A 24,150-nucleotide genomic window follows, 5' to 3' on the forward strand; every position below is an offset into this window, starting at 1 on the left:
TTTTTCTTCGAATCATCATCCCGCTCTATCTTTTTGTTTGAGCATGATCTTTTCGGAAAACCGGTATCCACTTTTCCGGATCATGCTCTAGCCTGCGATGCATCAGGTCCGAATTTCACGAACGCATTCGATACCATCGGCGCTACTTCGTAAATGCTTCATTGTATTCGAATTGATATAACGAGACAAATACTATTCGGTCGGGATATCAATCATCCGATTTTGGAGACTTACCACCTTCGCCCACAGCCGAGCACTTCACCGGATTTGTAGGCCAGGCGCCAATGGACGGATATAACCCGATCCGGCAGCTTGCTCGGTGCCCCTCTTGTTCAGACATTTGGCGGAGCCAATGCATAAATGCTCCGCTGTGGTCACCAATTGGATGATAGGCCTCGGGAATCGCAACTGAAGAATTCTGCGTCGTTCTGGCCGGCCAAACTTAAAACCATCTACATGGGAGGTCGCGAAAGACCTTGCCCTAAGAAAAGCCAGTTGAGAGTTCGCAGACTGTTTTGGCACATTGCAGCAACTCGCCGCTGCAAGTTAGTGGCCGGTCTTTAGCCCTCCTTTTTTACGAAGCGCTGCCTCGGACTGATTTCCAACGACCTTCGGTAAAGCGCTTGCTTCGACTCCCAACGCTCTGGATGAAAGCTCAGAAAGCGAGCGCTCGAAACGAATGTCGAGAGGAAGATGCTTTGCGATGAGGCGAAAATTCACAGCACCGTAAAGCATGTCAATCACCGCGTCGATGTCGAGAGTTGCTGCAAACTCGCCATCGCGCACGCCGGCTTCAATTACCTCGCGGACCGCCGCCCGACGATCAGCGAAGAATCGGCGATGAAATTCTGCGAGAATTTCGGGTTCGAATTGTCCCTCAGCCAGGATCTCGGCGACTATCCGACCCAATTTGCCCCGATACTGTTTGATCAGTAGTACAAGGTGTTTTCTGATTGCGTCGGCGGCGCTGTCAGCGCGAGGAATGGGCGTATTCGAAATCATCGAGTCCAGGAAGACCTCGATGACGATAGCCGTTTTGCTGGACCACCAGCGGTAGATAGTCGCTTTTCCGACGCCGGCTTTCTGCGCAATCGCCTCAATCGTGAGATCTCGGACCGTCGTCGAGTCCAGCAATGAATGCGTTGCCTCGAGGATGGCTCTTCTCGATGCTGCACTGCGCGGCCGTCCTGTTGCCTTTGTTTCGTTGGCCAAATCCGCTTTCTTCATAACCTGGTCTGTTCCTTCCGGCGCATTTCGGGCAGCCGTGAATCCTGCGGGGGGTGATGCAGATCAACCGAAGAGCCTGAGGGCTCTAACTGTATATTCGGAGCACGTCACCGATCAATCGGCACAGATATCGCCGATAGTTCAGCATGTGGTGCAGATGCGATCTGCGAGGCTGCGAAGTCAGATCGTTTGCCGGGCCAGCAATATCACCTGGGGACCCGGACCGGCGGGGCGATAGGCCACAGCGCCGAATGCTTAAGGAGATCGAGCGAGCGCGTTGAACGGGGCGCCATCAAGTCTTGCCGCTTTGAATGGCCTGTTGCGCTCGCTCTTGCGGCAAAGAAATCTCGCAAACGTGCAAGGGCATCTTGCAATTTCAATAACGAAACGATACGTATCGAATATATCGGACCGAGCGGTGTCGCTGTCGTGGCAACGCGCGGAACCAGCGGAATTGGCTTGGGCCGAGGCGAAAAATGGAATTTGAGCTTTATTGCCGCGCGGAATCGGGGAACTGTTACAAGGTCGCGCTGATGTTGAGCCTCTGCAACCTCAGTTGGCGGCCGCGCTTCGTCGACTTTTTCAATGACGCGAGCCGCGCTGAATTCCGCGCTAAGGTAAGCGGGATGGGCGAACTGCCCGTGTTGAAGGCGAACAATCTGACATTGTCGCAATCAGGCGTGATTCTCACTTATCTATCGGAGGCGACAGGTCTGTTCGGTGGCAAAACAGACGAAGAGCGCCGCGAGATATTGCGATGGATACTCTTCGACAATCATCGCTTCACACCCAGCTACGCAACGCTTCGTTTCGTGAGGGGGCTCAGAGGACTGCCCGAAAGCGCGGTGACGGAGTGGCTGCGGGGCCAAGCGATCATTGCTCTCGAGATCGTGGAAGAGCGGTTGAAAGATCGCCCGTTCGTGGTCGGAGATGACTTGACGATCGCGGATATATCGATGTGCGCCTATCAATTCTATCACGAAGAAACCGGGATCGACCGAAGCCAATATCCGCACATTGGAGCGTGGCTTGACCGAATTGCCTCCTATCCGGGCTGGGCGCATCCCTATGAACTGATGCCGCGGGCGCTGGCGTCCGCCGCGCGAGAGGGAGCTGCAGGCCGCGATGACGGGCCTTAGCTCGATCATCCCCGGTGCGAGGAGAGGGCTGTCCTGGGCGTCAACGCGAAGGGGCGGGTCGATCTCGTGCGAGAGGATGCTGACATGGCAACTTGCCATTTGCACCGCTTGATCAATTAGGTTGGGCTGATTTCATGGTTCTCAAGAAAACAAAACCGCAATCTTCATCCGATGAAACGCCTGCAAGTCCGACCGAGCGAAGTGTTCGGTTGTCGAAAGCGCGTCTGACGGTGGTGATGGTCTTTGCCGTATATCCCCTGGTGACGGCTTTGCTCTACGTGCTGGGGCCGATTACGAGCGATTGGCAGATTTGGCACCGCACTCTCATTCTGACGCCAGTTACGGTAGCGTCCATCATATTTGTCATTACGCCCATGGTGAATAAATACTTGGGCACCCACCTCCGACCTTGGCGGAAACAGAGTGATTAATAAGATCTCATGTTCGCTGCGCTTGCTTGGCGCGAGATGGTGTAACGAGTGGATACGCGCCGCTCCTTGGCTGCAGAGATGCTTCTGTCGCCTGACCTGAAGACTGAAGTCAACCTTCCCCGGCGGTCACAAATGGGGCGAAGCGGCGCCTGGTTTCCACTTGCGAAACGACCGCCCGAGGCGGCGATCGTTCCAGTTGCGGTCGAGATGAATCAGAGCCTGCCCTCGGCAAGAAGTGCGCGGGTGCGTTTCAACGTCGCCAGCAGAGCTGGCCTTAGCTCGCCCGTCTCGTCTTCGAACAACTCGTTGACGATCGCACCCTCGCGTGGGCCGGTAGCCTGGAAGAAGGTGACCTGCTCTCTGCGGCTCGAGTGTAATGATCTCACGGAGGTTCGAGCCGGCGATGGTTGCTTCGCGCACGAAGTGCGTCGAATTCTCTTCGACGACCTCGCAATGCGTGCAGAGACCTTGCGGTAGGAAAAGGCGAGCATCGCGCGCCTTTAGCTCGAGACCCTTCCAGATCTGCTCGCGGGTCAGTCTGGTTTCACCGTCCGGATTCACCGGGCTGTCGCGGTTGAGTAAATCATGATCGATCTCCCTCAATGTCTGACTGTCCACTCACTCGGAGGCCGTAGCGGCCATGCCGTTTGCGAAGTCGCGGTAGGAGTGCAGCGGGCGGCCCAGGATCGTGGTCAGGCGCTCGACGTCGCCATGGTCTGGAATCATGCCGTCACTGACGTAGCGCTCGGCCATCAGGCGCATCTCATAGGCCATCCACTTCGGCATGAAGGTCGCCATGCTCTGCTCGAAGCCACTGGGGTCGTCGCCGCCATAGGCGACTGAGCGGCCCAGCACCTCGGACCAGATCGCGGCCACGTCCGAACCGGTCAGCGTATCCGGACCAACCAGGTTGATGGTCTCGATCGGCAGCTTGCCGGGCGCTTGATCCCTGCGGATCAGTTCGATCGCTGCAACCTCGGCAATATCGCGGGCGTCGACCATGGCGACACCTTTGTTGCCGATCGGCATCGGATAGAGGCCGTAGTTGAAGATGACGTCCTTGATCATGAGTTCGTTGTCGATGAAGTAGGACGGGCGCAGAATGGTTGCGCTGAAGTCCATCGCTTCTAGCATCCGCTCGGCGCCGGACTTCACTGCAAAATGCGGCACGTTCACGAAGCGATCGGCGTGGATCACCGACAAATAAACCACCCGATTGACGCCAGCCTCGCGGGCAACATTCAAGGTGATGATCGCTTGCGTGAATTCGTCGCCCGTAACCGCGTTGAGCAGGAACAGCGTACTGACGCCGTCGAACGCGGCCCGCAGCGAGCCGATGTCGAGCAGGTCACCCTGCGCGACTTCGACATTGGCCGGAAAGTCGGCTTTTGAGGGATCGCGGGTGAGCACGCGCACGCGAACGCTGCGATTGACGAGTTGCTGGACGACATGGCGGCCGACACGGCCAGTAGCGCCGATAACGAGGATGGTCATGGATTTCACTCCTAATTTGGGTATGCCGAAGTGGCATGGCTCAAATTAGTGATCCATATTCGCGCCAATAGTCGATATATATGGACACTCTGTCTCACAGGTGGAACGCTATGGACCTGCTGGCTCTGGCCGATTTCAGTCTGGTGGCTCGTCACGGCGGCTTTGGAAAAGCGGCCCGCGCTACGCTCCGCCCGAAGGCGACCTTGTCGCGCCGCGTCTCGGAATTGGAGGCCAGCCTGAATTTGCGGTTGTTCGAGCGGAGCGCGCGCGCACTGAAACTCACGCAGGAGGGACGGGCGCTCTACGAGCGCACGAGCGCCTTGCTCGTCGAACTTGATGAGACAGCGGCAATCATCGCTTCCGGGGGAACCAAGCCGCGGGGGCGGTTGCGGATCAGTGCCCCGCTGCTCTTTTCACAGACAGCGATGGGCAAACTTGCAGGCGGGTTCGCGTTGAAATTTCCTGACGTCAGCCTTGAGGTCACGGCCGAGGATCGAGGCGTCGATATGATCGAAGAAGGTTATGATCTTGCTATCCGCGTCAATCCGGCACCTGATGAAAGTCTGATCGGTCGCGTCTTTCTGCACGACCGTTTGGTCGTTGTCGCGAGCCCATCGCTTGCCCGCGGCGTCGAAGACGCAATGGTTCCGGCGGTCGTTCGCGGCGGCGGCAATCAAACCGAGACCTGGGACGTGGTGACGTCCTCCGGGAAATCGCGGTTAACCGCCAATCCGATCCTTAGGCTTTCGTCGCTTCCGATGATCCGCGATGCCGTGCGCGCGGGCGTCGGCGCGGCGCGACTTCCGATATCCCTTGTGAAGCATGATATCTCTGCCAGACGGCTGGTGCATTGGGCCGACGTCGATGGGCCGGATATCGCCCTGTGGGCGCTCTATCCCTCCCGCCGTTTACTCAGCGCACGCGTTTCAGCCTTCCTCGAGTTTCTGAAGGCCGCCTTTCCAGAGGGGACTCCAGACGAACTTGCTAGTTACATCAGCGACGGATGACGGCTATGGCGCGAAGCGGGCATCCATTGTGCTGGACTGAGTTCGCAACTCTGCACTGAATGGCGCCAAAATGGTGCCCAGGGGGCGGAATCGAACCATCCGTCTTCGCCCTTCGGGCTACGCCGGACGCGGCCCGTCGCTCGTCGGGCTCGCCACGCGTAGCCGATTGGCGAAGCGTGGTGCCCAGGGAGGGAATCATACGCAATCACCGACGCGGCGAACCGCTATTTGTCCTTAGCATGGTGGCCTGAGCGCTTGGCATGGTGGCGGAGGTCCGCCATATCGCTATCGCAGGAGCCCTGTTTTCCTATCGGAAGGCAGCCTGACTCGCGAGGCCGAGTCGTGAAAGTCCGCCAAGAGCCGCCGTTTGTGAGCGATCCATCCCCGCGTAAGAGGGGTAGGCTCAAATCCCGGGGGCGCAACCACCGATATCTATATTCGGTTCAAGTTGCGATCTGACCTGACCGAGAGCGACCATTGCGTTCCGAACGCAGTGAATATCTTTTAAGCTGTTGATTTTTCTTGCTGCGTCGAGCGTTTCCGTCCCGTTTTGTTCATGGTCGTTTCACAAAATTCGTTGCGGCGTTCTTGACCAAGACAGTGCTCGCTGAAAGCTTGGCCGGTCGGCGGGCGTGCCATCTCTCTGCCGAAACCGAGGAACTTCGGGATGATGATGGGACGCTGCTCGGCGGCACGCAGCTGCCGCACGGTGGACCGCTGGCCAGACTCAGCTGCTGTGTCGCGGCTTGGGTCAGACCGCCAAGACTGGCCCTTGGACCCACTCTCGGACATCGTCGGAGTGTCTCGATCGGTCACGAATTGATAGCCGAGGATACTGCTCGCATGCCCGTCTAAACGTGTGGCAGCGATCTGGATATGGTGTCGAACATCACTTCAACTTGGCCCGGCGATGACATCACCGAGAGCGAGTCCTGCACAAGATTGGACGCCGGATCGTAGCAAATGCATCGCATCCTCTCACGATGGGCAGCCGACGACGGCGGAAAGTTCGATGCTTCCGCCATCGCCTAGCAGTGAAGCCGACTACAGCGCCGGGGTGATGACACACTGACGCAGCGCAACCGATCATTTTAGGCGAGTTGGGGAATAGCTGTGCGTTCATCCCGATCATCATACCAACACCTGACGAACGTTTTGCTCGAATGTTGCGTGGTCCAGTATCCGCCATCGCCGTCAACGAGCTCGCGATAGCTGGCAAGCTCCATCCACCACCGCGGCCCCGGCCTGCCATGAATGACGTCGTTGTCGGCGCTGATCTAAATATGATCGTCCACTGCCTCTCTCAACTGACGTTGCCAGCCAAACAACTGCTGCGGCGACAATCCGTGCCGTTGTGCTGCCGAACAGACCGGGTCGCCACTCACCATGATCTCCGCAACAACCCGCGCCTTGTCCTCGTCGCTCCACTTCCGCCGACGGCCGGCTCCAGTGAAGGCCTCAAGCCGCCGCACCGGCTCCGTGATAGCACGGAGACGCGACCAGCGAATGCGCCGAGGCCGTGGTGATGATTCGGCCCCAGCCTCGTTGCTTCATGCCGGGAGTAACGGCACGGATCGCATGGAATGCGGCGGAGAGGTTGATTGCGATCACTGCGTCCCACTTTTCGACCGGAAAATCCTCGATCGGCGAGACATGCTGGATGCCGGCATTGTTGACGAGCACGTCCACGCTCCCAAACGTCCTCTCGGCGAACGAGATCATGTTGGCGATTTCCATCGGCTCGCCCATATCGGCGGGCGAATAGATAGCCTTCACTCCGAAATCTTTCTCGATTGCAGTCCGCGTTTTTTCGACATCGCCCGGTGCCCCAATCCCGTTGAGCACGATGTTGGCGCCCCCGCTTGCGAATGCCCGCGCGCACCCAAGGCCTATTCCGCTTGTCGAGCCGGTCACAACGGCCGTCTTGCCCTTCAGAACACTCAATTCACTCTCCTTCTATTGCATGCCTTCACGTTCAGCCGACCAGATCGGTCTCGCGGACTTCGAGGAGACGTCGGCTTGGCTGTTGGAGGTAGTCATGCACGACCTTGCCCAGCCCGAGCGTAAGGTCGGCCAGTATGTGAACCGCGGACACCACCTCGAGAACTGGCAGATCAGCTACGGGTGCCAACGCATGAGGCGTGAGATGGAGCGCCGCCGGCCCGGTCCACGCGCCCTTTATCGTGACATCCTCGAGATGATATTCGACCAGTTCACAGATGCGTGGCGTGCCGTCGACGTGCGGAATGATCTTGAGAAGGAAGTTCGGCTCCTTGAGAGCGGCTTTGACTTGCATTAGGTCGGCCGCGCGGTGCTTGTATCCCGTCGTGCCGGTTGCTACCCGCAACGGACCGTAATCCAGAGTGCCGATGAGCGTATCGACTTCAGTCCGCAGCGTCGGCTGAGCCAGCTTTTTCGGAAAGCCCCAGAGCTCGCGGCCGCCGGCGATCGGCCCCTCATCGTTCAGGAACATGCAGTGGGTATAGCAGCCCCTGCGACCGCGGAACGACACCGGGATGACTTGGCCACTCTCGGTGTAGTCGCCAAAACCACTGGAATCCGGCATGCGGATGAATTCATATTTGACCAGCGCCTCGCCTTCGTCAAATTCGAGCGGAGCCGGAACAACCGATCGCAGCTTCGCCGGATCGGTGCGATAGATGATGACAAGGTATTCGCGGTTGACGAAGCGGTACGGTCCCGGCGGATAGGCCGGATTGGTGAGCGGCATCGCAAATGCTCGCTTCAGAACTTCATTTTCGTGCACTTCAATTCTCCTGTGACTGACCGGCTTGGCCTATTCACGACCATCCTGCTCAAGATCGAACGTGGAGACGCCGTCCGCACTGGTCGGGCGGGCCAGCACCTCGGGATGACGAAGGGTGCGTAACGCATCGTGATAACCGGCGCGCCAATGATCCTGCATCGAGAGGCGAGAAAACTCGTAGTCCTTGGAGTGGCCTTCGTAGTCCCGCGCGCGATAGATCAGATGGACGAGGTTGTGCACGTTGCGAGAGGCAGCCGTCCTGAGCAGCCTGACGTCCTCATGTTCGCGCAGATCTTCAGGCAGCCTGTTCAAGAGAGCCGCCAAGTCTCGCTGCAGTCGGTGCAGGCTTTTGAACTGGTCCGTGCTTGCTCGCGTGCGGCTCGAGTATTGAATCTCCTTTTGGCGCGTAATGACGTCGGCCATATTGCGCGGAATCTGGCCGCGCGCGCTCCAGAGATCGACCTGAAACACAAGCGTGTCCTGACGGGCGCCACGCTCAATCACCCATTGCAATGGTGTGTTGGATACGAGGCCGCCATCCCAATAATGTTCGCCATCGATTTCGACCGCCGGAAATCCCGGCGGTAGCGCCCCGCTCGCCAGAACGTGCTCCGGCCGGATCGTATGCGTGGCAGTGTCGAAATAGACCAGATTGCCGGTCCTCACATTGACGGCACCTGCGCTGAACCGCATCATACCGGCGTTGATACGATCGAAATCGACGAGCCGCTCCAGTGTCGTCTTCAACGCGCTGGTGTCGTAGATGCTCGTGGCGGCAAGCGTTCCACCCGCTTGTAGCCACGGCGCCAGTGGCCGCGCGGAAAAGAATCCGTTCGCGCCAAACACGGCCGCAAAGCTCGCATTTACCTGATTGAGAAAATTGCGGGTGTGATCGCTGTTCATCAAATCGGTGAACGGTGCGTCCAACGTCACCTGCGTCCAAAACTCGCGAAGCCGGTCAACTCGGGAATTGGGCGGATTGCCAGCGATAATTGCCCCGTTGATCGCTCCAATCGAGATGCCGGCAATCCAATCGGGATGGATGTTGGCTTCAGCCAAGGCCTCGTAGACGCCTCCCTGATAAGCCCCCAGAGCGCCGCCGCCCTGTAAGAGCAACGCTATGCAATCGAACGGCAGACGCCGGTCGGCGGTCGTGAGGTGTGGCCGGGGCTGAAAGTTCATGGTTCTGTGCTCTTGGTTTGCGATTGCTCAGGCCTGAGTTCTGTCCGGGACAGGTCACCGCGGTTTCACGACCCAAACTTTAATATACTATACCGTATAGTTTATTATTTGCCCTGTCAAGCGAGCCCATTCACAAACTCGTGCTGCAACCGATTGAGGGCCCACCCTGGTCGTTGGATTTTGGCCGACCTCGCACTCGGAATTGAATGCGGAGGCTCAAAGCTGTTGCGTGTTGTTCCCAACCGGCACGCTGACGCAGCGCCAAAGTGTGCCGACGTTACGCAACCGCGGTGAACAAACCGGTCTCAGTCAGCAGCACCAGCGAAGCCAACGCACTTACAATGTTCACCGCAGAGTTCGTAGGGTGAGATACTTCCCGCCCGCTAGTTGCATACCCGAACGCGTCTGTGGCTCCTGTAGGCGTAGTAGCAGTCGCTATCGGAATAGTTGCCATCGTTCGAGCTGCCATAAGCATAGCCGGCATAGGCTCCAGCGGCGTAAGCTGCACCATAACCGTATCGTCGCCCGCCGTAGCTATGGCTGAAGCTTCCGGAGCGGCCGTAGCTGACTGATGCAGAGCGAGCTTGGACCGCGCGTGCAACCGCGGGTCCGTCACGACCGCCGGCGCGAACGCCGCCAGGCGCTCTTAGATCGCCGCCAGGACCAGCGCCGGCGCCAAGGCGAGGAGCCGGACCGCCGAGGCCGGCATGGGCCGCGCCACCAAGCCCCATGGGAGGTGGACTTGCGAATGCGGGAGGACCTCCGGCCGCGATCGGAGGAGGACCGCCCGGCCCCATTGGAGGCGGACCGGGGAATTGCGCAAACACCGCAGTCGGTGCCAACGAAATCGTTGCGAGCGTTACGCTGACAGACAGCGTCAAGAGTGCCTTCCTGGACATGATAGTCTCCGTTTCAGATTTGCGTTTCAAGGACCGGCACCGGCGCGGCCGGCGCAAGAGTCGAGTTCGACGAGTGGCTGTCGTGCGCCGGGTCAACGGTCTCACGCACTGGCCCGCCGTCGTCGTGAACAGGGTGGATCCGGAACCACGCCACATAAAGCGCGGGCAGGAACAACAGCGTCAGCAGCGTGCCGACGATGATGCCGCCCATCATCGCGTAGGCCATCGGCCCCCAGAAAATCTCGCGCGCGATTGGAATCAGCGCGAGACTCGCGGCGGCCGCGGTCAGCAAGATCGGGCGCATGCGATGCTCGGTCGCTTCCACAACGGCATCCCAGGCCGGACGCCCCTCCTTCCTTAGATCCTCAATCTGCACGATCAGGATCACCGAGTTTCGGACCAGGATGCCGATCAGCGCCAGCACACCCAGGATGGCAACGAAGCCGAGAGGTGCGCCGCTCGGCAGCAGGGCCATGACGACGCCGATCACGGCAAGCGGTGCGACCGCAAACACCAGGAACAGGCGGTGGAAGCTCTGCAACTGAATCATCAGGACCGTAGCCATGACGAACAGCATGAGCGGAACGACGGCCACGATCGGCGACTGGCTCTTGGCGCTTTCCTCCACGGAGCCGCCGATCGCCACCGAATAACCCGCCGGCAGTGCTTTGCTGAAATCCGCCACCCTCGGTGCCAACTGATCCATGATTGTCTTCGGCTGGACGTTGGTGACGATGCCAGCCTTCAGGGTGATCGTGGGAATCCGCGCGCGGCGCCAGATGGTCGGCTGCTCGATCTCATAGCGCAGGTTGGCCACGGTCCCGAGCGGCACCGACTGCCCACCCTGCCCGGTCAACTGCAGATCTCGGAGCGTATCGATCGAGCTGCGATCGACCGCGGTCGCACGTCCAGTGACATTGACAAGATAGATGCTGTCGCGAACCTGTGTGATCGGCGTGCCCTCAAGCACCGAGTTCAGGGTGGTGGCGATGTCTTCCGACGTCACGCCGAGCTGGCGCGCCTTGTCCTGGAGAACGTCGACCTTGACGACGCGCGCTGGCTCCATCCAGTCGAACACGACGTTGCCGAGGTCGGGGTTGCTCCGGACGATGCCGGCGAGTTCCTGCGAGAGATCCCTGACCTTCGCGATGTTGGGCCCGCTCAGGCGGTATTGCACGGGACGCCCCACCGGCGGACCGACCTCGAGCAACTTGACGTAGGTGTCGGTGCCTGGAAACGTCTTCCTCAGATATTCCTCAAATTGTGCCTTGACGAGGTCGCGCGCCTTTATGCCGCCCTTGGTCACAACGACTTGCTGGCCGAACCACGTATTGGCCGTCTGCACGTCGAACGACAGCACGAACCGCGGCGCGCCCGTCCCGACATAAGTCGACCAATGATCCACGGCGCCATTGCCCTGCAGCTGTTCGCGCTCGAAGCGCGCCATCTGCGCATTGGTGTCTGCAATGGAGGCATTTTGCGGCAAATTCCAGTCGATCACCAGCTCGTCACGGTCCGATGAGGGAAAGAACTGCTGCTGCACGAACGTCATGCCGAACAACGCGACGAAGAAGGCGGCAACCGTCACGCCGACGGTGATCCAACGGCGATGCATGCAGATGAGCAGCAGGCGGGCGAACATCTGCGCCAGCCGGCCCTTCTCCTCATGGTGGCCCTTCATCTTTGCGGGCAAAATGGTGACGCCGAGCAGCGGGGTGAACACTACCGCGACGATCCACGACACGATCAGGGAGACCGCAATCACCACGAACAGCGTGAAGGTAAATTCGCCGGCATTGCTGCTGTTCAGCCCAATCGGGATGAAGCCCGCGACAGTGACCAGCGTGCCGGTCAGCATGGGAAAAGCGGTCGACGTATAGACGTGGGTCGCCGCCTTTTCCAGGGGATCGCCGACTTCCAGTCGAGCCACCATCATCTCGACGGCAATCATGGCGTCATCGACCAGAAGGCCGAGCGCGATGATCAATGCACCAAGCGAAATTCTCTGCAATGAAATGCCGGCATAAGCCATCACCACGAAGGTAATGGCGAGAACCAGCGGGATTGCGATTGCGACGACAAGCCCGGCGCGCATGCCTAAGCTGAGAAAGCTGATGGCGAGAACAATGGCCACCGCCTCAAACAGCGCTTCGGTGAAGCCCGACACGGCATGCTCGACGACGACGGGCTGATCGGCGACCAGATGAACGCCGACGCCAATCGGCAGGTCGGCAATGACCTTCGACATTTGCTCCTTCAGCGCCTCGCCGAAGTGAAGCAGGTTTGCGCCGGACTTCATGCCGATGGCAAGCCCGATCGCGGGCTGGCCGTTGTACCTGAACAAGGTCTGGGGCGGATCGGCATAACCGCGCGTGATAGTCGCGACGTCGGTCAGCGGAAAGAAGCGGTCGTTGATCCGGAGATTGACCGCCTTCAGGCTTGCCTCCGACGTGAATTGGCCGCTCACGCGCACGCTGATGCGCTCGGGGCCCTCCTGGAAGACGCCGGACGGTGCGACCGCGTTTTGTCCCTGCAGGGAGGCCATGATCGAGCGGACATCGAGGCCGAGGGCCGCGATCTTCCGGGTGGAAAATTCGAGAAAGATCACCTCGTCCTGCGCGCCCAAAATGTCGACCTTACCCACATCCGGTACGGTCAAGACCTTGGCGCGGATGTTTTCGACCTGATCGCGCAGCTGACGCTGGGTCGGGCCGTCGCTGGTGAAGGCATAGATATTGCCGAACACGTCGCCGAAGCGATCGTTGAAGCCCGGTCCGATCACTCCTTGCGGAAAATCACCCTTGATATCCGCGATCATGTTACGGACGCGGACCCAGGTCGGCTTGACGTCAGCCGCCTTTGTCGTGTCTCGCAAATAGACGAATACGGTGGTCTGGCCCGCGACCGTCACGCTCTTGGTGTAGTCGAGCGATTCCAGCTCCTCGAGCTTCTTTTCGATCCTGTCGGTGACCTGGCGCGTCATCTCTTCAGGCGATGCGCCCGGCCACTGCGCCTGGATCACCATGGTCTTGATGGTGAAGTCGGGATCTTCCTGACGGCCAAGCTGAAGGTAGGCAAAGAGGCCTGCCGCCATGAAGGCGATCATGAAATACCAGACGAGCGAACGATGGCGGAGCGCCCAGTCGGAAAGGTTGAACGACTTCATGGCTTCTGATCCTGCTCGATACGGACTTGCTGTCCTGGCTTGAGGCTGTGGATTCCGGCGGTCACGACGCGCGCACCGGGGGCAAGCCCATCGGTGACGCGGACACCTGCGGGGTCCCCGGCGAGATCGACCTTGTGCAGCGATACGGTGCTCGCAGGCTGATCGACGACCCAGAGGAAATTCGCGCCATCCTTGGCGAGCACCGCCGAGGCGGGGACGCGCAATGTCGGACTTTGCGTAGTGCCAAGCTTCGCCGTAACCGTCGTGCCTAAGCGGAAACTTTCAGGGGGATTGTCGAGGGCGATGCGGACACGCCGCAGGCGCGTCACGGGGTCTGCCTGCGGGGCGATCTCGCGAACCTTGCCTTCCACCTGAACGGCGGGGAGAAGCTGCAAGCCGACTGTGAATGGTAGGCCAATTTCAAGCGGCACCGGGAAATCCTCCCCGATATCGACAACCGCCTCCCTGATGTCGGGCCTCGCGACCGTTACGACGCTTTGGCCCGGCGAGACCACCTGTCCGACCTCCGCCCCCACTGCGGTGACGACCCCTGCGAAATCGGCCTTGAGCTGTGCATAGCCGCGCTGCTCAATTGCCTTGATCAAGTTTGCCTGCGCGTGCGCCACCGACGCGTCGGCACCCGCCCGCGCCTGCTCGGCATTGTCCAGCGTCTGCTTTGTGGTGGCATCACTTGTGATGAGGGTTCGCTGCCGCTCCTCCGTCGCCGTTGTCGTCGCCAGCTGCGCCTGGGCCTTCGCAAGCTCAGCCTTGGCCGCGCGTACGGCGAGCTCAAGGGCCGTGGGGTCGATCGTGCCGACCGTCTGTCCTTCGCTGACGAGGTCACCGACGTATACGGGACGCGCGGTCAGACGTCCCAGCACGCGGAACGCAAGATTGGTCTTGTACCGGGGCTCAACAACACCCACGGCGACTGTGCTGTCCGCGCTACTCGGCTCAAGGACCATCGACAGCACAGGCCGAACGGGCTCGGGCGCTTTCGTGTCCTGCTGACATCCGGCCAGCACCAGCGCGGATATAAACGTGCCGGTTGCAATCATGGCGCGCCTGTTCATGACGGGTCTCCCTCATATGTCACGGCCTGGCCAACGCTCAGCAGCTTGCCGCCATCGATCACGACGCGCTCGCCCGGCTTGAGGCCCGCCTTGATCAGCACTTCGCGGGCTTCATAACCGGCAATCGTCACTGGCTTGAGCGCAGCCGTTTTGGTCGCCGGATCGACAGTCCAAACCGCGGGCTTCGATCCTGCCGCCGCCAATGCACTCCAGGGCAATGCGATCTGCTGCTGGGCTTTCGCTTTGACGGTTCCTGCAACGGCGCTTCCAAGCGTCATCGCTGCCGGCGGATCCTGGATGGCAACCTTGACGCGGATGGTCGCACTCTTCGCGTCAATCGCGGGCGAGACTTCCCTGACACGCCCGTTCGCCGTCGCGCCTGCGTCGGAGACAAGCGCCAGCGACACGCGGCTGTCTTCGAGGTCGCCAAAGAAGATGGATTCGTAGACGTCGAAGACGGCATCCCGCTCGCCGTCCTGCGCCAGCGAGAACACGGGCTGCGCGGCCTGTACGACCTGGCCGACTTCCAGATTGCGCGCGGTGATGACGCCTGCCGCTTCTGCGCGCAGCGCGGTATAGCCAAGGGCGTCTTTCGACGTTCCCAGCGCAGCTTTTGCGGCTTCAAGCGCACCTTCTGCGGTTCGCAATCCTTCCTGCGCCTGATCGTAGACCGTGCGCGTGGTGAAACCGCTTGCGATCAGCGTCTTCTGCCGTTCGAAGGTCGCCACGGCCACGCGCAACTGAGATTGCGCGGCTGTGACCGCCGCGGCTGCGGCATCGACGTCGGCCTGCTGCTCGGCGGGATCGAGCACAGCCAGGATCTCACCAGCCTCGACGTGAGCGCCGACATCGACATAGCGCGCGAGCACACGTCCGCTGACGCGGAATGACAGATCCGCGCGAAACCGGGCCTGGATTTCGCCGGTCAGGGTGACGGAGGCTTGTCGGTCGCGCGGCTGCACGATCTCTGTTCGCACCATCGCGGCACGCGTGATGGGAGCGGCGGCATGATCGTTGCGGCCGCTCAGCGCGATCGCGACAAGCGCGGCCGCCAGAACGCTGGGACCCCTCAGCTTGCGTTTGCGGACAGTTTCAACGACTTCAGCTTGGTTCGTAGTACGTTTCATGACACGTCCATGCGGTGACCAGGTGACAACAACTCGCCCAGCACATCCGCCGCCGCATGGGCAGAGAGCTGTTGGACTCCCCGAGGCGCACCTGGATCTGGTCGAATTGCAGTGGGGCGGCTGTCCTGATCCGGGGAGCTTGCTCTCGTGCAAAGCGCCGAGGTACCGGATGGGCTGACGTCTGATCGGCGAGACGGCCGCGGGATGCGACGCTCCGCGATCGCACAGTTCGCCTGCCACTCACGCTCTCTCAGAGGAAATGAAAGGACGACGGATGTGAATTCATCGCCGGAGCCGTGCTCGACCCGGCCGGCGAGACCCTTGGCAAGGTCATTGCTGATCCGAAGTCCGCTCCCCGCAGCACCCCGTGCCGACCGCGACCCATTGTCCAGGACGACGCAATTCACCACCGCGCCGATTCGCGACAACTTGATTCGGATTTCTCCGGTCCGCGCGTCGAAGCACGCATGTTTCGCGGCCTCGGTTACGAGCCCGTGGACGATCATTCCGAGCCGCCGGCATCGCTCTGGTTGGAGTGGAAGATATTCGGTGGCGACTACCAGCCGGATATTCATTCGGTCCAGCAACGAACGGCGCATAGCGCAGCCCATCATGCGGATGTATGTCGCGGCGTCGATCAGCGCCTTGCCCCTCGGCATTGCGAGCGCCTTCTGCACATCGGCATAACCGTGCAACAGTTCGACTATGTCGCTTAAGGCGCGCTTGGCCTCAGGCCCCTCAGCTCGAACGGCCGCGACCGAGACCAGGTTGATCGCCGAAGCGAGCCCACTATTGATCCGGTGATTCAATTCGCGCAGCAGAATGCCCTGCTCCACAATTGGCGAGTCCGGGCTGCACACAGTCACGGCGATCTCCTTAGGTTGCGCCGGATGAGCGGGGCCAAACGCGCATGTGGCGGCCGGCCGGTCATCCGGATGAGCTGTCGCAGACCTGGCAATCAAAGCCAGCCATCGACAGCGTAAATAAACTATACCGTATATTTTCTTTTTGTTGCATTTCCTTCCCGGGCATGTCAAGTGGGATCTAGACGTGCACAAACTCGTGATTAGGAAACAGTGATGGCGAAGAACAAAAGCCCGAAACGCGGCAGACCGCCCAAGGACCTTGCCGGCGGCGTCCAGGCGCGGATTCTCGATGCAGCCCAGCAGCTCTTTCTCGAGAAGGGGTTTCGGAGTGCCAGCATCGACGATATTTCCGAGTTGGCCCCTGCGAGCAAACCGACCATCTATGCCCATTTCCCCGGCAAGGAGGCGCTGTTCGAGGCTGTGGTGGCCCGGACCATCAACGGATTGACAGCTTTCGAGGGGTTCACCCCGGCGGGCCGCACCATCCAGGAAAAGCTCGCCAATCTCGGCATCGAGATCGTGGAGAGATTCGTCGAGGACACGTTGGACCTCACGCGCGCGACGATCGCCGAGGCGCGGCGATTTCCCGAGTTGAGCCGAAATGTTCACGACGCGGCGCGCGACCGCGCGGCTGGGGCAGTTTCGCAGCTCTTGAACGAGGCAACGCAGAGGATCGCGCGCTCATCAAAAGGACCTTTCAGCGCAAAGCGGAGCGTTGCGACCGCGCAGATGTTCATGGATCTCATTTTGCTTCCGATGCTTATGAGATCGCTGATGGGTGAGGAACTAAAGGATCTCAGAAAAGAGCTGCCAACGTTCTTGCACGAACGGGTCAATTTCTTTCTCGCGGCTTGCGAGGCGGACTGGAGGCCGTGAATCAGCCATAGACCCCGCTCGCTATCGTTGCGTCACGGCTTTCGGACGCAGGTCGGCGGCCAGGTCGATCGACTGACCCCACGGCACATCCCGCAGCGCGCCTGCGCAGAAATCCATCATCTCGTCAAAAGCGGGCCGAACGGTAGCTGGGGTGATCCGCGACGGACTGAGATATCCGTCCCTTGCTTCGAGCAGGCAACAGGCCATCGCCGTCGGACTTCCCTGTCGTAGCTCGCCGCTCGTCTGTCCGGCAGCAATGATCGCGCGCACAAGTCTCCGGATCCGGGCTGCGTAAGACAAAGCGACCGCCCAGTTCTCGCGTACCGCCGCAGCGACCAATTCGTGTTGCTTGCTGTCGTTCTCCAGCCGATGGTCGTGCAGCTGTGAGATCGCCCTCAACGCTGCCGTTAGACGCTCCAGGGCGGAGCCGCCGCGAACCGCAAGCGTTGCAGCCGCAGAGGCTTGTTCGAACAGGCCCGCCACGGCTGCCTCCTCGATTGCCTGCTTTGAAGGGAAGAAGCGGTAGACGTTAGCGGGCGACATCGACGCTCCGCGAGCGATATCGGCGACGGTGGTCTTCTTGAAACCGATCTCGCGGTGCAATCGGATCGCTGCTTGTACGATCCGCCGACGAATGCACGGCGATCCGGCTTGGCCTATCCGCTGCTGCATCGCGTGGGACCTCAGCGAGATGGGATCGAATGCAATTCGCACCGGCAGGCTTCCCCGAAAGCACGCAGGGGATCCATTTCCTCCATGAATTCCGGCAGATCGACAAATTCGCGGTTTGGCGACAGGTAGGTTTCGATGATCAGGCGACCTGCCCGCTCCGCGGCTTGAACCACTTGATCGCTGGCCAGAATCCTCATCCGCCCTATGAGCGCATACAGATTGACCAATTGCGGAATCTCGGATTTGTCGCTGACGAGCGCGTCGGCGTAGACTCGGGAGGCTTCCTCGATGAAGCTTCGATAGAGCCGCTCGCGCTTGGAAATCGACCGGGCATAGTGACGCTCGCGAAGCCTGCGGCGCCGAGTCATCCATCCAGTTACGATCGTAGAGATCGCTCCGAAGGCCGAGCCCCCGAACGCGGCGAACGCGGGAGCATACATCGTGTTCATGCGATCATTCCTCATCTTTTGCGTCCCGGCCGGCCCGGGGCGATCCTATGGTCCTGACCGAAGCAGTTCCCGCAGCGTGCTCGAAGACGACTCTGCAGGCATCGCTCAGGTCTGACATTCTTTGCCTCAGACAGGCCTCCACATTCCTGGCGTCAGGGATGTAGCTCGCGCACAGCCGGAAGGCGTCAGGCGCGCATGCGGCCCTCTGCTCGGGAGTGCCGCGGTTCTCCTGCGCAAAGGCAGCCCCATTGCCGATCAATGCCAGCAGCATGACGATTAATGTGGACTTGAACATACAGAACCCTTCATTTGCTGAGATCGAACCGGGAAACGCAGCGTCGCGCTCCGACCCGCCTTTCAAACAGTCTGAACACGAGCTTGTGAGTCTTCGCTCTTGACACATCCCGCGGCCCGGGATGTATATGAACTATACGGTTTAGTGTATTTCGGAGACCGAGAATGTCAACACTTTTGCGGTCGCTTGCAAAGGAAAATCCCTGGCCGGGGCTTGCGCTCGCATCCCTGAACCTGGTTGTTGCTCTGTCCCTCGAGGGCCTGAGCCTCCTGCTGGGCGTTACGATATCCTTGCTTGCGGGGTTGCATGCGTTCGCCGGCAGCCGGCCCTGGATCGCGCCGAAGGCACTTCTGCGCGGGAGCCGGGCGCAGTGAGCAGAACATCCGTCTTGTCAATGCGTGCGCGTGGTTCAGTCGAGACTCAAGCTCCAGTGTGGAGTTACTTTCTGTGGGTCGGCGGAGCGCTGCTCGTGCTACTCTTTGCAGCCAATTCCCTGCTGCCAGCGACCCCGCCGAGAAGGCTCATCGAACCTCATTCTACACTTCCACCGATTCGGATCGCCTCCGAGCTGGAGAGACCGAAAGCGGTCGTCATCGATACCAGCCAGCCTGGTTTCCTGCCGATTCTCCCCCACAGGGAGATTGGAGTCCCCTCGCGGCTCAGCTTCGAGGCAGCCGATGCTGTACGACAGCCGCCCGCGTCAATATCCGAGCAGGCCGATGCGAGTGACGGGAGCCCCGCAATCCGGGTCCGTGAAACGTTGGCGCAGTTCGGTCCGGGAGTTTCTGATCGAGCCGGCTCGAGCACGAGGTCAGTCAGGCTGACCTCGGAACCGCAGCGCAATTTCGCTCAGAGTCGCTCCGAGAAGCGGCCGCGACCTACTCGACATCCGAGTTTCAATAGCGCTCTCAAACGGTGCGCTTCGCTGAGCCACGCCAAAAGTTCGTGTCGATAGGCCGTCAGAGACCCTCGCCACACCGATAAGACCACCGGTCAGTTTTTCACCCACAGCCACTGGATACACCTCATGTCGAAGAAGCGATTGTTAGCGACTATCGTTTTGTCCGCCACGTTCGCTGTTGCGGGCGCGAGAGCCGATGTCACCCACACACCTTTGGACGACACAAATAGAGGCGTAGCCGCACAAGGCGATACCGATGAGGCGGCGATGCGTCGCCTGCTCGAGCAATTTCGCAGAATAAAAATACCACTGAGTCAGGCGGTAGCGATTGCCGAGCGATTACATAACGGTTCAAGGCCCGTCGACGTTAGCTTTGAGATATCCGGTCCGGCCATTTATCGCGTGCGGACGGTAAGAAATGAGCGCATTTGGGAAAATGTCGTAGATGCGAACACCGGAAGCGTTACAGAAAAGGAAATCTTATCATCGCTGAAGGAGCTCGATCGAGAGGATCTAAGCAAAATCATTGCTCTGAAGACGGTTGAGCAAGAGCTGTCGGACGCCGTACGCATCGCCGAGAAAGCTGGAGCGGGAAGCGCTGTTGCCGGAGGTTTGATGAAGCAGGATGGAAAACTCAACTTCGTGGTCATCGTCGCCAGTGGCAATCGCTTGAAGGAAGTCATGCTCGAGCCGCCCCCAGTCCGCACTGAAAAGTCAGTTCACCATTAGGCGCCGTCGTACATGCGGTTCAGGGTCATGCAGCCAAGCGTCGCTCCTCCTCACCCCCCTCTTGATCACTGCCTGAAGCCCTCTTCAAGAAGCGAGCCAAGGCGGCCTTCCGTGAATCGCGGTCCAACGCATAGGCTCTGCCTGAACTCAACGCCATCAGAAGGCCCTGAATGTAGCCCGAGATTGTGTCCGCAGCCATGATGAGCGCCGTGTCAAGCGTATGGATAAGGGCGCGCAAGGGGGACGACCAGCGGCGCCGCGATCGCTGCAATTTTTTTGGCCGACCTCTTGAAACGACTTTCCGTTTTTCTAAGTCAATTTTCGCCGCAAGAGCGGTGTGCCGGGCGCCAGATCGGGCCCGGTGCGGGCGCCGGGCCGGGTATCTTCGGACCCCGTCTGAAACCCCTGTCCTGCGCTCCTTCGTACCCATCTTGCTCTATGGAGGACTTGGTTATGAGGACGACCTTCGACTTCGCGCCCCTGTGGCGCTCCACCATCGGCTTCGACCACCTGGCCAACCTCGTCGATAGCACAATGCGCCAGGCGACCGAGGATCACTATCCCCCGTACAACATCGAACGCTCCGGCGAGGACCACTACCGGATCTCGCTCGCCGTCGCCGGATTCGGAGCCGACGACATCACGCTGACCGCCGAGCAGAACGCGCTCACCATCGAGGGCAGGAAGCCCGAGAAGGCGGCCGGCGAGTATCTCTACCAGGGGATCGCCGCGCGTCCGTTCCGGCGCGTGTTCAACTTGGCCGATTACGTCCAGGTGAAAGAGGCCTCTTTCCGCGACGGACTGCTGATCATCGATCTCGTCCGCGAGGTGCCCGAAGCAATGAAGCCGCGCCGGATCCAGATCGCGGGCGGCGCTTCTCCTTCGCAGATCGAGCAGAAGAAGGCAGCCTGACGCCAGCCAAGGTTCGATGGCGGAACGCGGCGCGCGCAAGCGCAGCCGCGCTCCCTCCCCATGCAACAAAGGAGAACAACCATGGCAATTCGTGATCTCATTCCCTGGTCGCGGAATCAGGAACTTACGCCGACGCGCGGCAACTACGATCCATTCATGACGCTTCATCGCGAGATGAACCGCCTGTTCGACGATGCCTTTCGCGGCTTCGGCGGGACGGGTCTGTCGCCACTCATGGAAGGGCAATTCGGCTGGCCCAAGATCGAGCTCAGTGAGACCGATAAGGCACTGACCATCACGGCCGAACTGCCCGGCATGACGGAGAAGGACGTCCAGATCGAAATCGCTGGCGGTGTCCTGACCATCCGCGGCGAGAAGAAAGCCGAGCGCAGCGACGAAGGTAGGTACTTCACCGAGCGCGCCTACGGCGCCTTCGAGCGGCGGATCCCGCTCGAGGACGTCGAAGAAGACAAGGCGGAAGCGTCGTTCGAGAACGGCATCCTGACCGTGTCGCTGCCGAAGTCCGAGAATCCGCGGGCGGGCGTCAAGCGCATCGCCATCAACACGCAGTAGCGACATCCGGGCGGCGGCCCCGCCGCCGTCCGGCACCAACTCGAACCCGTCCCGAAGAAAGGAGCGTAGGGAGGCAGCCGATGAGCAACGCAAACACGAACACCAGCAATCTCAACCCCATCTTCCACCCGGCCGCGCACTATGCCTCGCCGGAGGACGTGCTGAAGGACGATGAGCTCTCCGTGCCGGAAAAACGGATCATCCTGTCGTCCTGGGCTTCCGACATGTTTGCAGTCGAATCCTGTCCTGCCCTGCGGGAGATTCCCGGCATGAGCCACACCATTCGACTGGCCGATATCCTCGCCGCGCTGCGGCGGCTGGACGACGACGACCCGCCCCGACCCGGCGGCGTCCCCATGCGGCTGCGGCGGCCTTGGGCCGCCGCGCAGCGGAGGTCCGTCTGATGTTCACACAAGCCGTTCTGACCATGATGCTCCTAGGCAATGCCGCGGCGGTATGGGCCGTCCCCTTCGTCGTCATGGTAAGAGGCGGGCAAGCGCGGTGAGCACCGAACAGTTGGCGTTCTGATGTTAATCGGCATGGTCCTAACGCCGATCGGCGCGCGAAGTGTCCGCGTTAGATGACTGCGGGGATCATGGTTCGACGCCGATTAACAGCCGCTCATTCGGTCAAATTACAACGCACGCCGTTGAGGCTCACTTGCAGGCCAGCTGAATCGTGCCTCATCTGCTGGATGGAAGCTCCCGTCAGGTGAGCATCGAAGGCCTCGCGTGATGCATAGACTTCGTATAGCATGACCGTGTCGGCTTCCTCTTGCGGCACGAGGATCTCGAAAGCCAGAGTGCCAGGCTCGGCCGCCCTGCAACGAAGCGCGTGAGCGTTCAGGTGCTTGGGATATTCGGTCCGCTTACCGGCGGCGGTCTTGATGGTCGCCACGACTGCTAGTTTGGCCATGTGCTGATCTCCCGGTGTTCTGGTTCAGGTTTACGATTTCGCTGCCGCCATGCGGCGAGCTGCTTCTTCGCCCAGCTTTGTCACCACGTTGGCCGGGCGCAACATGACGACGAGATCGGTCATCTGGCCGGCCTCGTTGAACCGGACCGGCCGGATGCGGTGCGTTTGTGCGCAGGTTTGAGCTCTCGTTACCCATATATTCACTCTCCGTCAGTTGAAGGTTTGGCAGGAGAGCCGGCAAATCAGCGGGCGGCGGCGACCAGCTTCGCCGAAAACACCGCGTCAGGTCCGATAACGCGCGGCCGGTTTGGCGTTGCCGAAGCCTGCCGCCAGAACGCCGCGCGCCTTCTCGAAAGCGTCCCACGCCGCCACGTCGGGCACCGGTGGAATCGTGACCGGTTCCTTGCGATCGAAGCCGATCAACGCCGCATCCACGAGGTCTTCGACCTCCATGACATTGGGCACCTTGCCGGCATCGCCGCCGGCGCGCTCGTAGATTTCCGTGCGCGTAGCCGCGGGCAGCACGGCCTGCACATAGACACCCTTCGACGCGACTTCGGCTGCAAGGCCTTGCGACAGCGTCATCAGGTAGGATTTGGTCGCGGGGTAGATGCCACGGGAGTATTCGGGGAGCAGAGCCAGCACCGATGCGATGTTGATGATCGCGCCATGGCCGCGTTCGACCATGCCGCCGATGACGGCGGACGCGAGCAGCGTCGGCGCGACAACGTTCAGCCCCAGCAGATCGTCCATCTTGCTTGGGTCGGCGGTTGCGAAATCGCCGATCAACGCAGCACCCGCATTGTTGACGAGGATTTCGATGGGCGGATCGGAACGGAGGCGCTTGAGAACCGGTGCGAGTTGGGAGTGGTCGACCAGATCGGCCGTAATGACCTCGACCGCAATGCCATGTGCATTGCGCAGTTCGCCCGCGAGGGCGTTGAGCCGGTCGGTCGCGCGTGCGACGAGGACGAGGTCGTGGCCGCGTGCGGCGAGACGGCGTGCGTAGACCGCGCCGATGCCGCTCGAAGCGCCGGTGATGAGTGCGATCGTCATGGATGTTGTCCTGGTTAGGCTTCCGGCATCGCAATGCGCTGCCGGGGATCGGTGGTGAAAGATCGTCGAGGCGGCGCTGTCAGCCGCGCGTCCTCAAATGAAGCATCGGATGATGCTCTAATGACCGGCGCCGTTCTTCACGATCGGGTCTTCCGAGGTGATCGTCTCGATGTCGAGATCATCGGCGATCTGATAGAGCGACACGCCATAACCGCCGCTCGGGTCCATGACCGGGCCGTGCGCGATGACCTGTCCCTTGTCTAGCAGGTCATCCAGGAACGCGCCGTGCTGCTTCATCCATGTCTTCTCGTCGGCGGTCATGGTCGCGAGAAAGTCGGCGCGCGGCGGGATGTACTTGCACAAATAGTACTTCATAGGTCGCTCCTCGGCGAAA

Annotated in this window: 24 protein-coding genes and 4 pseudogenes; 9 read left to right on the forward strand and 19 right to left on the reverse strand. The window is 60.5% G+C overall.

Translation table 11 applies throughout. The features are described 5' to 3' along the window. Window positions 1-546: 546 nt before the first annotated feature. On the reverse strand, window positions 547-1,227 hold the full coding sequence (locus tag CWO89_RS12185) for a TetR/AcrR family transcriptional regulator (RefSeq protein WP_130578851.1): 681 nt from the start codon (window positions 1,225-1,227) through the stop codon (window positions 547-549). A 476-nt stretch (window positions 1,228-1,703) separates the two neighbouring features. Between CWO89_RS12185 and CWO89_RS12190 the strand changes: the two genes are divergently transcribed. Both CWO89_RS12190 and CWO89_RS47780 read left to right on the forward strand, forming a co-directional pair. Next, window positions 1,704-2,366 carry a glutathione S-transferase family protein gene (locus tag CWO89_RS12190; protein WP_130578852.1) on the forward strand — a complete coding sequence of 221 codons (663 nt, stop codon included), beginning with the start codon at window positions 1,704-1,706 and terminating at the stop codon, window positions 2,364-2,366. Window positions 2,367-2,458: 92 nt separating this feature from the next. Then, window positions 2,459-2,797 (forward strand): putative antibiotic biosynthesis monooxygenase, encoded by a 339-nt coding sequence (locus CWO89_RS47780; protein ID WP_245476073.1) that lies wholly within the window; start codon window positions 2,459-2,461, stop codon window positions 2,795-2,797. Between the two features lie 212 nt (window positions 2,798-3,009). On the opposite strand, the pseudogene CWO89_RS12200 reads toward CWO89_RS47780, so the two are convergent. Then, window positions 3,010-3,384: pseudogene (locus tag CWO89_RS12200) on the reverse strand (AtaL-like protein). A gap of 31 nt (window positions 3,385-3,415) precedes the next feature. Continuing rightward, a complete protein-coding gene (locus tag CWO89_RS12205; RefSeq protein WP_130578853.1) occupies window positions 3,416-4,291 on the reverse strand; it encodes an SDR family oxidoreductase in 876 nt (291 codons plus the stop codon). A gap of 110 nt (window positions 4,292-4,401) precedes the next feature. Between CWO89_RS12205 and CWO89_RS12210 the strand changes: the two genes are divergently transcribed. After that, a complete protein-coding gene (locus CWO89_RS12210) occupies window positions 4,402-5,298 on the forward strand; it encodes a LysR family transcriptional regulator (RefSeq protein ID WP_130578854.1) in 897 nt (298 codons plus the stop codon). A 504-nt stretch (window positions 5,299-5,802) separates the two neighbouring features. On the opposite strand, the gene CWO89_RS12215 is transcribed toward CWO89_RS12210, so the two are convergent. The 9 genes and pseudogenes from CWO89_RS12215 to CWO89_RS12260 form a co-directional block, all read right to left on the reverse strand. Next, window positions 5,803-6,006, reverse strand: coding sequence for a hypothetical protein (locus CWO89_RS12215; RefSeq protein ID WP_130578855.1), 204 nt, complete (start codon window positions 6,004-6,006; stop codon window positions 5,803-5,805). A gap of 569 nt (window positions 6,007-6,575) precedes the next feature. Continuing rightward, the gene (locus CWO89_RS48835; protein WP_283813529.1) at window positions 6,576-6,770 is read right to left on the reverse strand and encodes a transposase; all 195 of its coding nucleotides are present in this window, start codon (window positions 6,768-6,770) and stop codon (window positions 6,576-6,578) included. Window positions 6,771-6,786: 16 nt separating this feature from the next. Then, window positions 6,787-7,242 (reverse strand): annotated as a pseudogene (locus CWO89_RS12225) (SDR family NAD(P)-dependent oxidoreductase); the annotation flags it as partial. Between the two features lie 31 nt (window positions 7,243-7,273). Continuing rightward, on the reverse strand, window positions 7,274-8,065 hold the full coding sequence (locus CWO89_RS12230; protein WP_130578857.1) for an acetoacetate decarboxylase: 792 nt from the start codon (window positions 8,063-8,065) through the stop codon (window positions 7,274-7,276). Between the two features lie 30 nt (window positions 8,066-8,095). Further along, the gene (locus CWO89_RS12235; protein WP_130578858.1) at window positions 8,096-9,247 is read right to left on the reverse strand and encodes a patatin-like phospholipase family protein; all 1,152 of its coding nucleotides are present in this window, start codon (window positions 9,245-9,247) and stop codon (window positions 8,096-8,098) included. Window positions 9,248-10,159: 912 nt separating this feature from the next. After that, window positions 10,160-13,312 carry an efflux RND transporter permease subunit gene (locus tag CWO89_RS12245; RefSeq protein ID WP_130578860.1) on the reverse strand — a complete coding sequence of 1,051 codons (3,153 nt, stop codon included), beginning with the start codon at window positions 13,310-13,312 and terminating at the stop codon, window positions 10,160-10,162. Next, window positions 13,309-14,385, reverse strand: coding sequence for an efflux RND transporter periplasmic adaptor subunit (locus CWO89_RS12250; RefSeq protein ID WP_130578861.1), 1,077 nt, complete (start codon window positions 14,383-14,385; stop codon window positions 13,309-13,311). The genes CWO89_RS12245 and CWO89_RS12250 overlap by 4 nt, the downstream gene beginning before the upstream one ends. Beyond that, window positions 14,382-15,512, reverse strand: a complete 1,131-nt coding sequence (locus tag CWO89_RS12255) for an efflux RND transporter periplasmic adaptor subunit (RefSeq protein WP_130578862.1) — start codon at window positions 15,510-15,512, stop codon at window positions 14,382-14,384. Before CWO89_RS12255 ends, CWO89_RS12250 begins: the two co-directional genes overlap by 4 nt. Then, on the reverse strand, window positions 15,509-16,348 hold the full coding sequence (locus tag CWO89_RS12260; RefSeq protein WP_245476081.1) for a sensor histidine kinase family protein: 840 nt from the start codon (window positions 16,346-16,348) through the stop codon (window positions 15,509-15,511). The genes CWO89_RS12255 and CWO89_RS12260 overlap by 4 nt, the downstream gene beginning before the upstream one ends. 243 nt (window positions 16,349-16,591) lie before the next feature. Between CWO89_RS12260 and CWO89_RS12265 the strand changes: the two genes are divergently transcribed. Beyond that, window positions 16,592-17,254, forward strand: coding sequence for a TetR/AcrR family transcriptional regulator (locus CWO89_RS12265; RefSeq protein WP_130578863.1), 663 nt, complete (start codon window positions 16,592-16,594; stop codon window positions 17,252-17,254). A gap of 21 nt (window positions 17,255-17,275) precedes the next feature. On the opposite strand, the gene CWO89_RS12270 is transcribed toward CWO89_RS12265, so the two are convergent. The 3 genes and pseudogenes from CWO89_RS12270 to CWO89_RS12275 all read right to left on the reverse strand — a co-directional run bounded on the left by CWO89_RS12270 (window position 17,276) and on the right by CWO89_RS12275 (window position 18,294). After that, a complete protein-coding gene (locus CWO89_RS12270) occupies window positions 17,276-17,737 on the reverse strand; it encodes a hypothetical protein (RefSeq protein ID WP_245476092.1) in 462 nt (153 codons plus the stop codon). A 15-nt stretch (window positions 17,738-17,752) separates the two neighbouring features. Then, a pseudogene (locus tag CWO89_RS47790) lies at window positions 17,753-17,926 on the reverse strand (TetR/AcrR family transcriptional regulator); the annotation flags it as partial. 11 nt (window positions 17,927-17,937) lie between these two features. After that, window positions 17,938-18,294, reverse strand: a complete 357-nt coding sequence (locus CWO89_RS12275; protein ID WP_245476083.1) for a hypothetical protein — start codon at window positions 18,292-18,294, stop codon at window positions 17,938-17,940. Between the two features lie 540 nt (window positions 18,295-18,834). Between CWO89_RS12275 and CWO89_RS12285 the strand changes: the two genes are divergently transcribed. Continuing rightward, window positions 18,835-19,044, forward strand: a complete 210-nt coding sequence (locus tag CWO89_RS12285; protein WP_130578867.1) for a hypothetical protein — start codon at window positions 18,835-18,837, stop codon at window positions 19,042-19,044. 653 nt (window positions 19,045-19,697) lie between these two features. After that, on the forward strand, window positions 19,698-20,300 hold the full coding sequence (locus tag CWO89_RS12290; protein ID WP_130578868.1) for a PepSY domain-containing protein: 603 nt from the start codon (window positions 19,698-19,700) through the stop codon (window positions 20,298-20,300). Window positions 20,301-20,325: 25 nt separating this feature from the next. Here CWO89_RS12290 and CWO89_RS47795 read toward each other — a convergent pair. Beyond that, a pseudogene (locus CWO89_RS47795) lies at window positions 20,326-20,526 on the reverse strand (integrase); the annotation flags it as partial. A 227-nt stretch (window positions 20,527-20,753) separates the two neighbouring features. Between CWO89_RS47795 and CWO89_RS12300 the strand changes: the two are divergent. The 3 genes from CWO89_RS12300 (at window position 20,754) to CWO89_RS12310 (ending at window position 22,189) form a co-directional block, all read left to right on the forward strand. Beyond that, window positions 20,754-21,212 carry an Hsp20 family protein gene (locus CWO89_RS12300; RefSeq protein WP_130578869.1) on the forward strand — a complete coding sequence of 153 codons (459 nt, stop codon included), beginning with the start codon at window positions 20,754-20,756 and terminating at the stop codon, window positions 21,210-21,212. A gap of 81 nt (window positions 21,213-21,293) precedes the next feature. Further along, a complete protein-coding gene (locus tag CWO89_RS12305; RefSeq protein WP_130578870.1) occupies window positions 21,294-21,785 on the forward strand; it encodes an Hsp20/alpha crystallin family protein in 492 nt (163 codons plus the stop codon). A gap of 80 nt (window positions 21,786-21,865) precedes the next feature. Next, window positions 21,866-22,189, forward strand: a complete 324-nt coding sequence (locus CWO89_RS12310; protein WP_130578871.1) for a hypothetical protein — start codon at window positions 21,866-21,868, stop codon at window positions 22,187-22,189. 217 nt (window positions 22,190-22,406) lie between these two features. Here the strand turns inward: CWO89_RS12310 and CWO89_RS12315 are convergent, their stop codons facing one another. From CWO89_RS12315 to CWO89_RS12325, 3 genes are all read right to left on the reverse strand, one after another. After that, a complete protein-coding gene (locus CWO89_RS12315) occupies window positions 22,407-22,700 on the reverse strand; it encodes a putative quinol monooxygenase (protein ID WP_130578872.1) in 294 nt (97 codons plus the stop codon). A gap of 282 nt (window positions 22,701-22,982) precedes the next feature. Then, entirely contained in the window at window positions 22,983-23,756 is a 774-nt protein-coding gene (locus CWO89_RS12320; protein WP_130578873.1) for an SDR family NAD(P)-dependent oxidoreductase, read from the reverse strand. 117 nt (window positions 23,757-23,873) lie between these two features. Beyond that, window positions 23,874-24,131, reverse strand: a complete 258-nt coding sequence (locus CWO89_RS12325; RefSeq protein WP_207234464.1) for a YciI family protein — start codon at window positions 24,129-24,131, stop codon at window positions 23,874-23,876. Between the last annotated feature and the right edge of the window lie 19 nt (window positions 24,132-24,150).

The sequence above is a fragment of the Bradyrhizobium sp. Leo170 genome, from assembly GCF_004296405.1.
Lineage (GTDB): Bacteria > Pseudomonadota > Alphaproteobacteria > Rhizobiales > Xanthobacteraceae > Bradyrhizobium.

Excerpts from the sequence above, each read along its gene's own strand:
- CWO89_RS12285 (WP_130578867.1), top strand. The coding sequence starts at position 18,835 with ATGTCAACACTTTTGCGGTCGCTTGCAAAGGAAAATCCCTGGCCGGGG.
- CWO89_RS12205 (WP_130578853.1), bottom strand. The coding sequence starts at position 4,291 with ATGACCATCCTCGTTATCGGCGCTACTGGCCGTGTCGGCCGCCATGTC.
- CWO89_RS12185 (WP_130578851.1), bottom strand. The coding sequence starts at position 1,227 with ATGAAGAAAGCGGATTTGGCCAACGAAACAAAGGCAACAGGACGGCCG.
- CWO89_RS12265 (WP_130578863.1), top strand. The coding sequence starts at position 16,592 with ATGGCGAAGAACAAAAGCCCGAAACGCGGCAGACCGCCCAAGGACCTT.
- CWO89_RS12310 (WP_130578871.1), top strand. The coding sequence starts at position 21,866 with ATGAGCAACGCAAACACGAACACCAGCAATCTCAACCCCATCTTCCAC.
- CWO89_RS12305 (WP_130578870.1), top strand. The coding sequence starts at position 21,294 with ATGGCAATTCGTGATCTCATTCCCTGGTCGCGGAATCAGGAACTTACG.
- CWO89_RS12300 (WP_130578869.1), top strand. The coding sequence starts at position 20,754 with ATGAGGACGACCTTCGACTTCGCGCCCCTGTGGCGCTCCACCATCGGC.
- CWO89_RS12320 (WP_130578873.1), bottom strand. The coding sequence starts at position 23,756 with ATGACGATCGCACTCATCACCGGCGCTTCGAGCGGCATCGGCGCGGTC.
- CWO89_RS12250 (WP_130578861.1), bottom strand. The coding sequence starts at position 14,385 with ATGAACAGGCGCGCCATGATTGCAACCGGCACGTTTATATCCGCGCTG.
- CWO89_RS12235 (WP_130578858.1), bottom strand. The coding sequence starts at position 9,247 with ATGAACTTTCAGCCCCGGCCACACCTCACGACCGCCGACCGGCGTCTG.
- CWO89_RS12190 (WP_130578852.1), top strand. The coding sequence starts at position 1,704 with ATGGAATTTGAGCTTTATTGCCGCGCGGAATCGGGGAACTGTTACAAG.
- CWO89_RS12315 (WP_130578872.1), bottom strand. The coding sequence starts at position 22,700 with ATGGCCAAACTAGCAGTCGTGGCGACCATCAAGACCGCCGCCGGTAAG.
- CWO89_RS12275 (WP_245476083.1), bottom strand. The coding sequence starts at position 18,294 with ATGACTCGGCGCCGCAGGCTTCGCGAGCGTCACTATGCCCGGTCGATT.
- CWO89_RS12255 (WP_130578862.1), bottom strand. The coding sequence starts at position 15,512 with ATGAAACGTACTACGAACCAAGCTGAAGTCGTTGAAACTGTCCGCAAA.
- CWO89_RS12325 (WP_207234464.1), bottom strand. The coding sequence starts at position 24,131 with ATGAAGTACTATTTGTGCAAGTACATCCCGCCGCGCGCCGACTTTCTC.
- CWO89_RS12210 (WP_130578854.1), top strand. The coding sequence starts at position 4,402 with ATGGACCTGCTGGCTCTGGCCGATTTCAGTCTGGTGGCTCGTCACGGC.
- CWO89_RS12290 (WP_130578868.1), top strand. The coding sequence starts at position 19,698 with ATGTCGAAGAAGCGATTGTTAGCGACTATCGTTTTGTCCGCCACGTTC.
- CWO89_RS12245 (WP_130578860.1), bottom strand. The coding sequence starts at position 13,312 with ATGAAGTCGTTCAACCTTTCCGACTGGGCGCTCCGCCATCGTTCGCTC.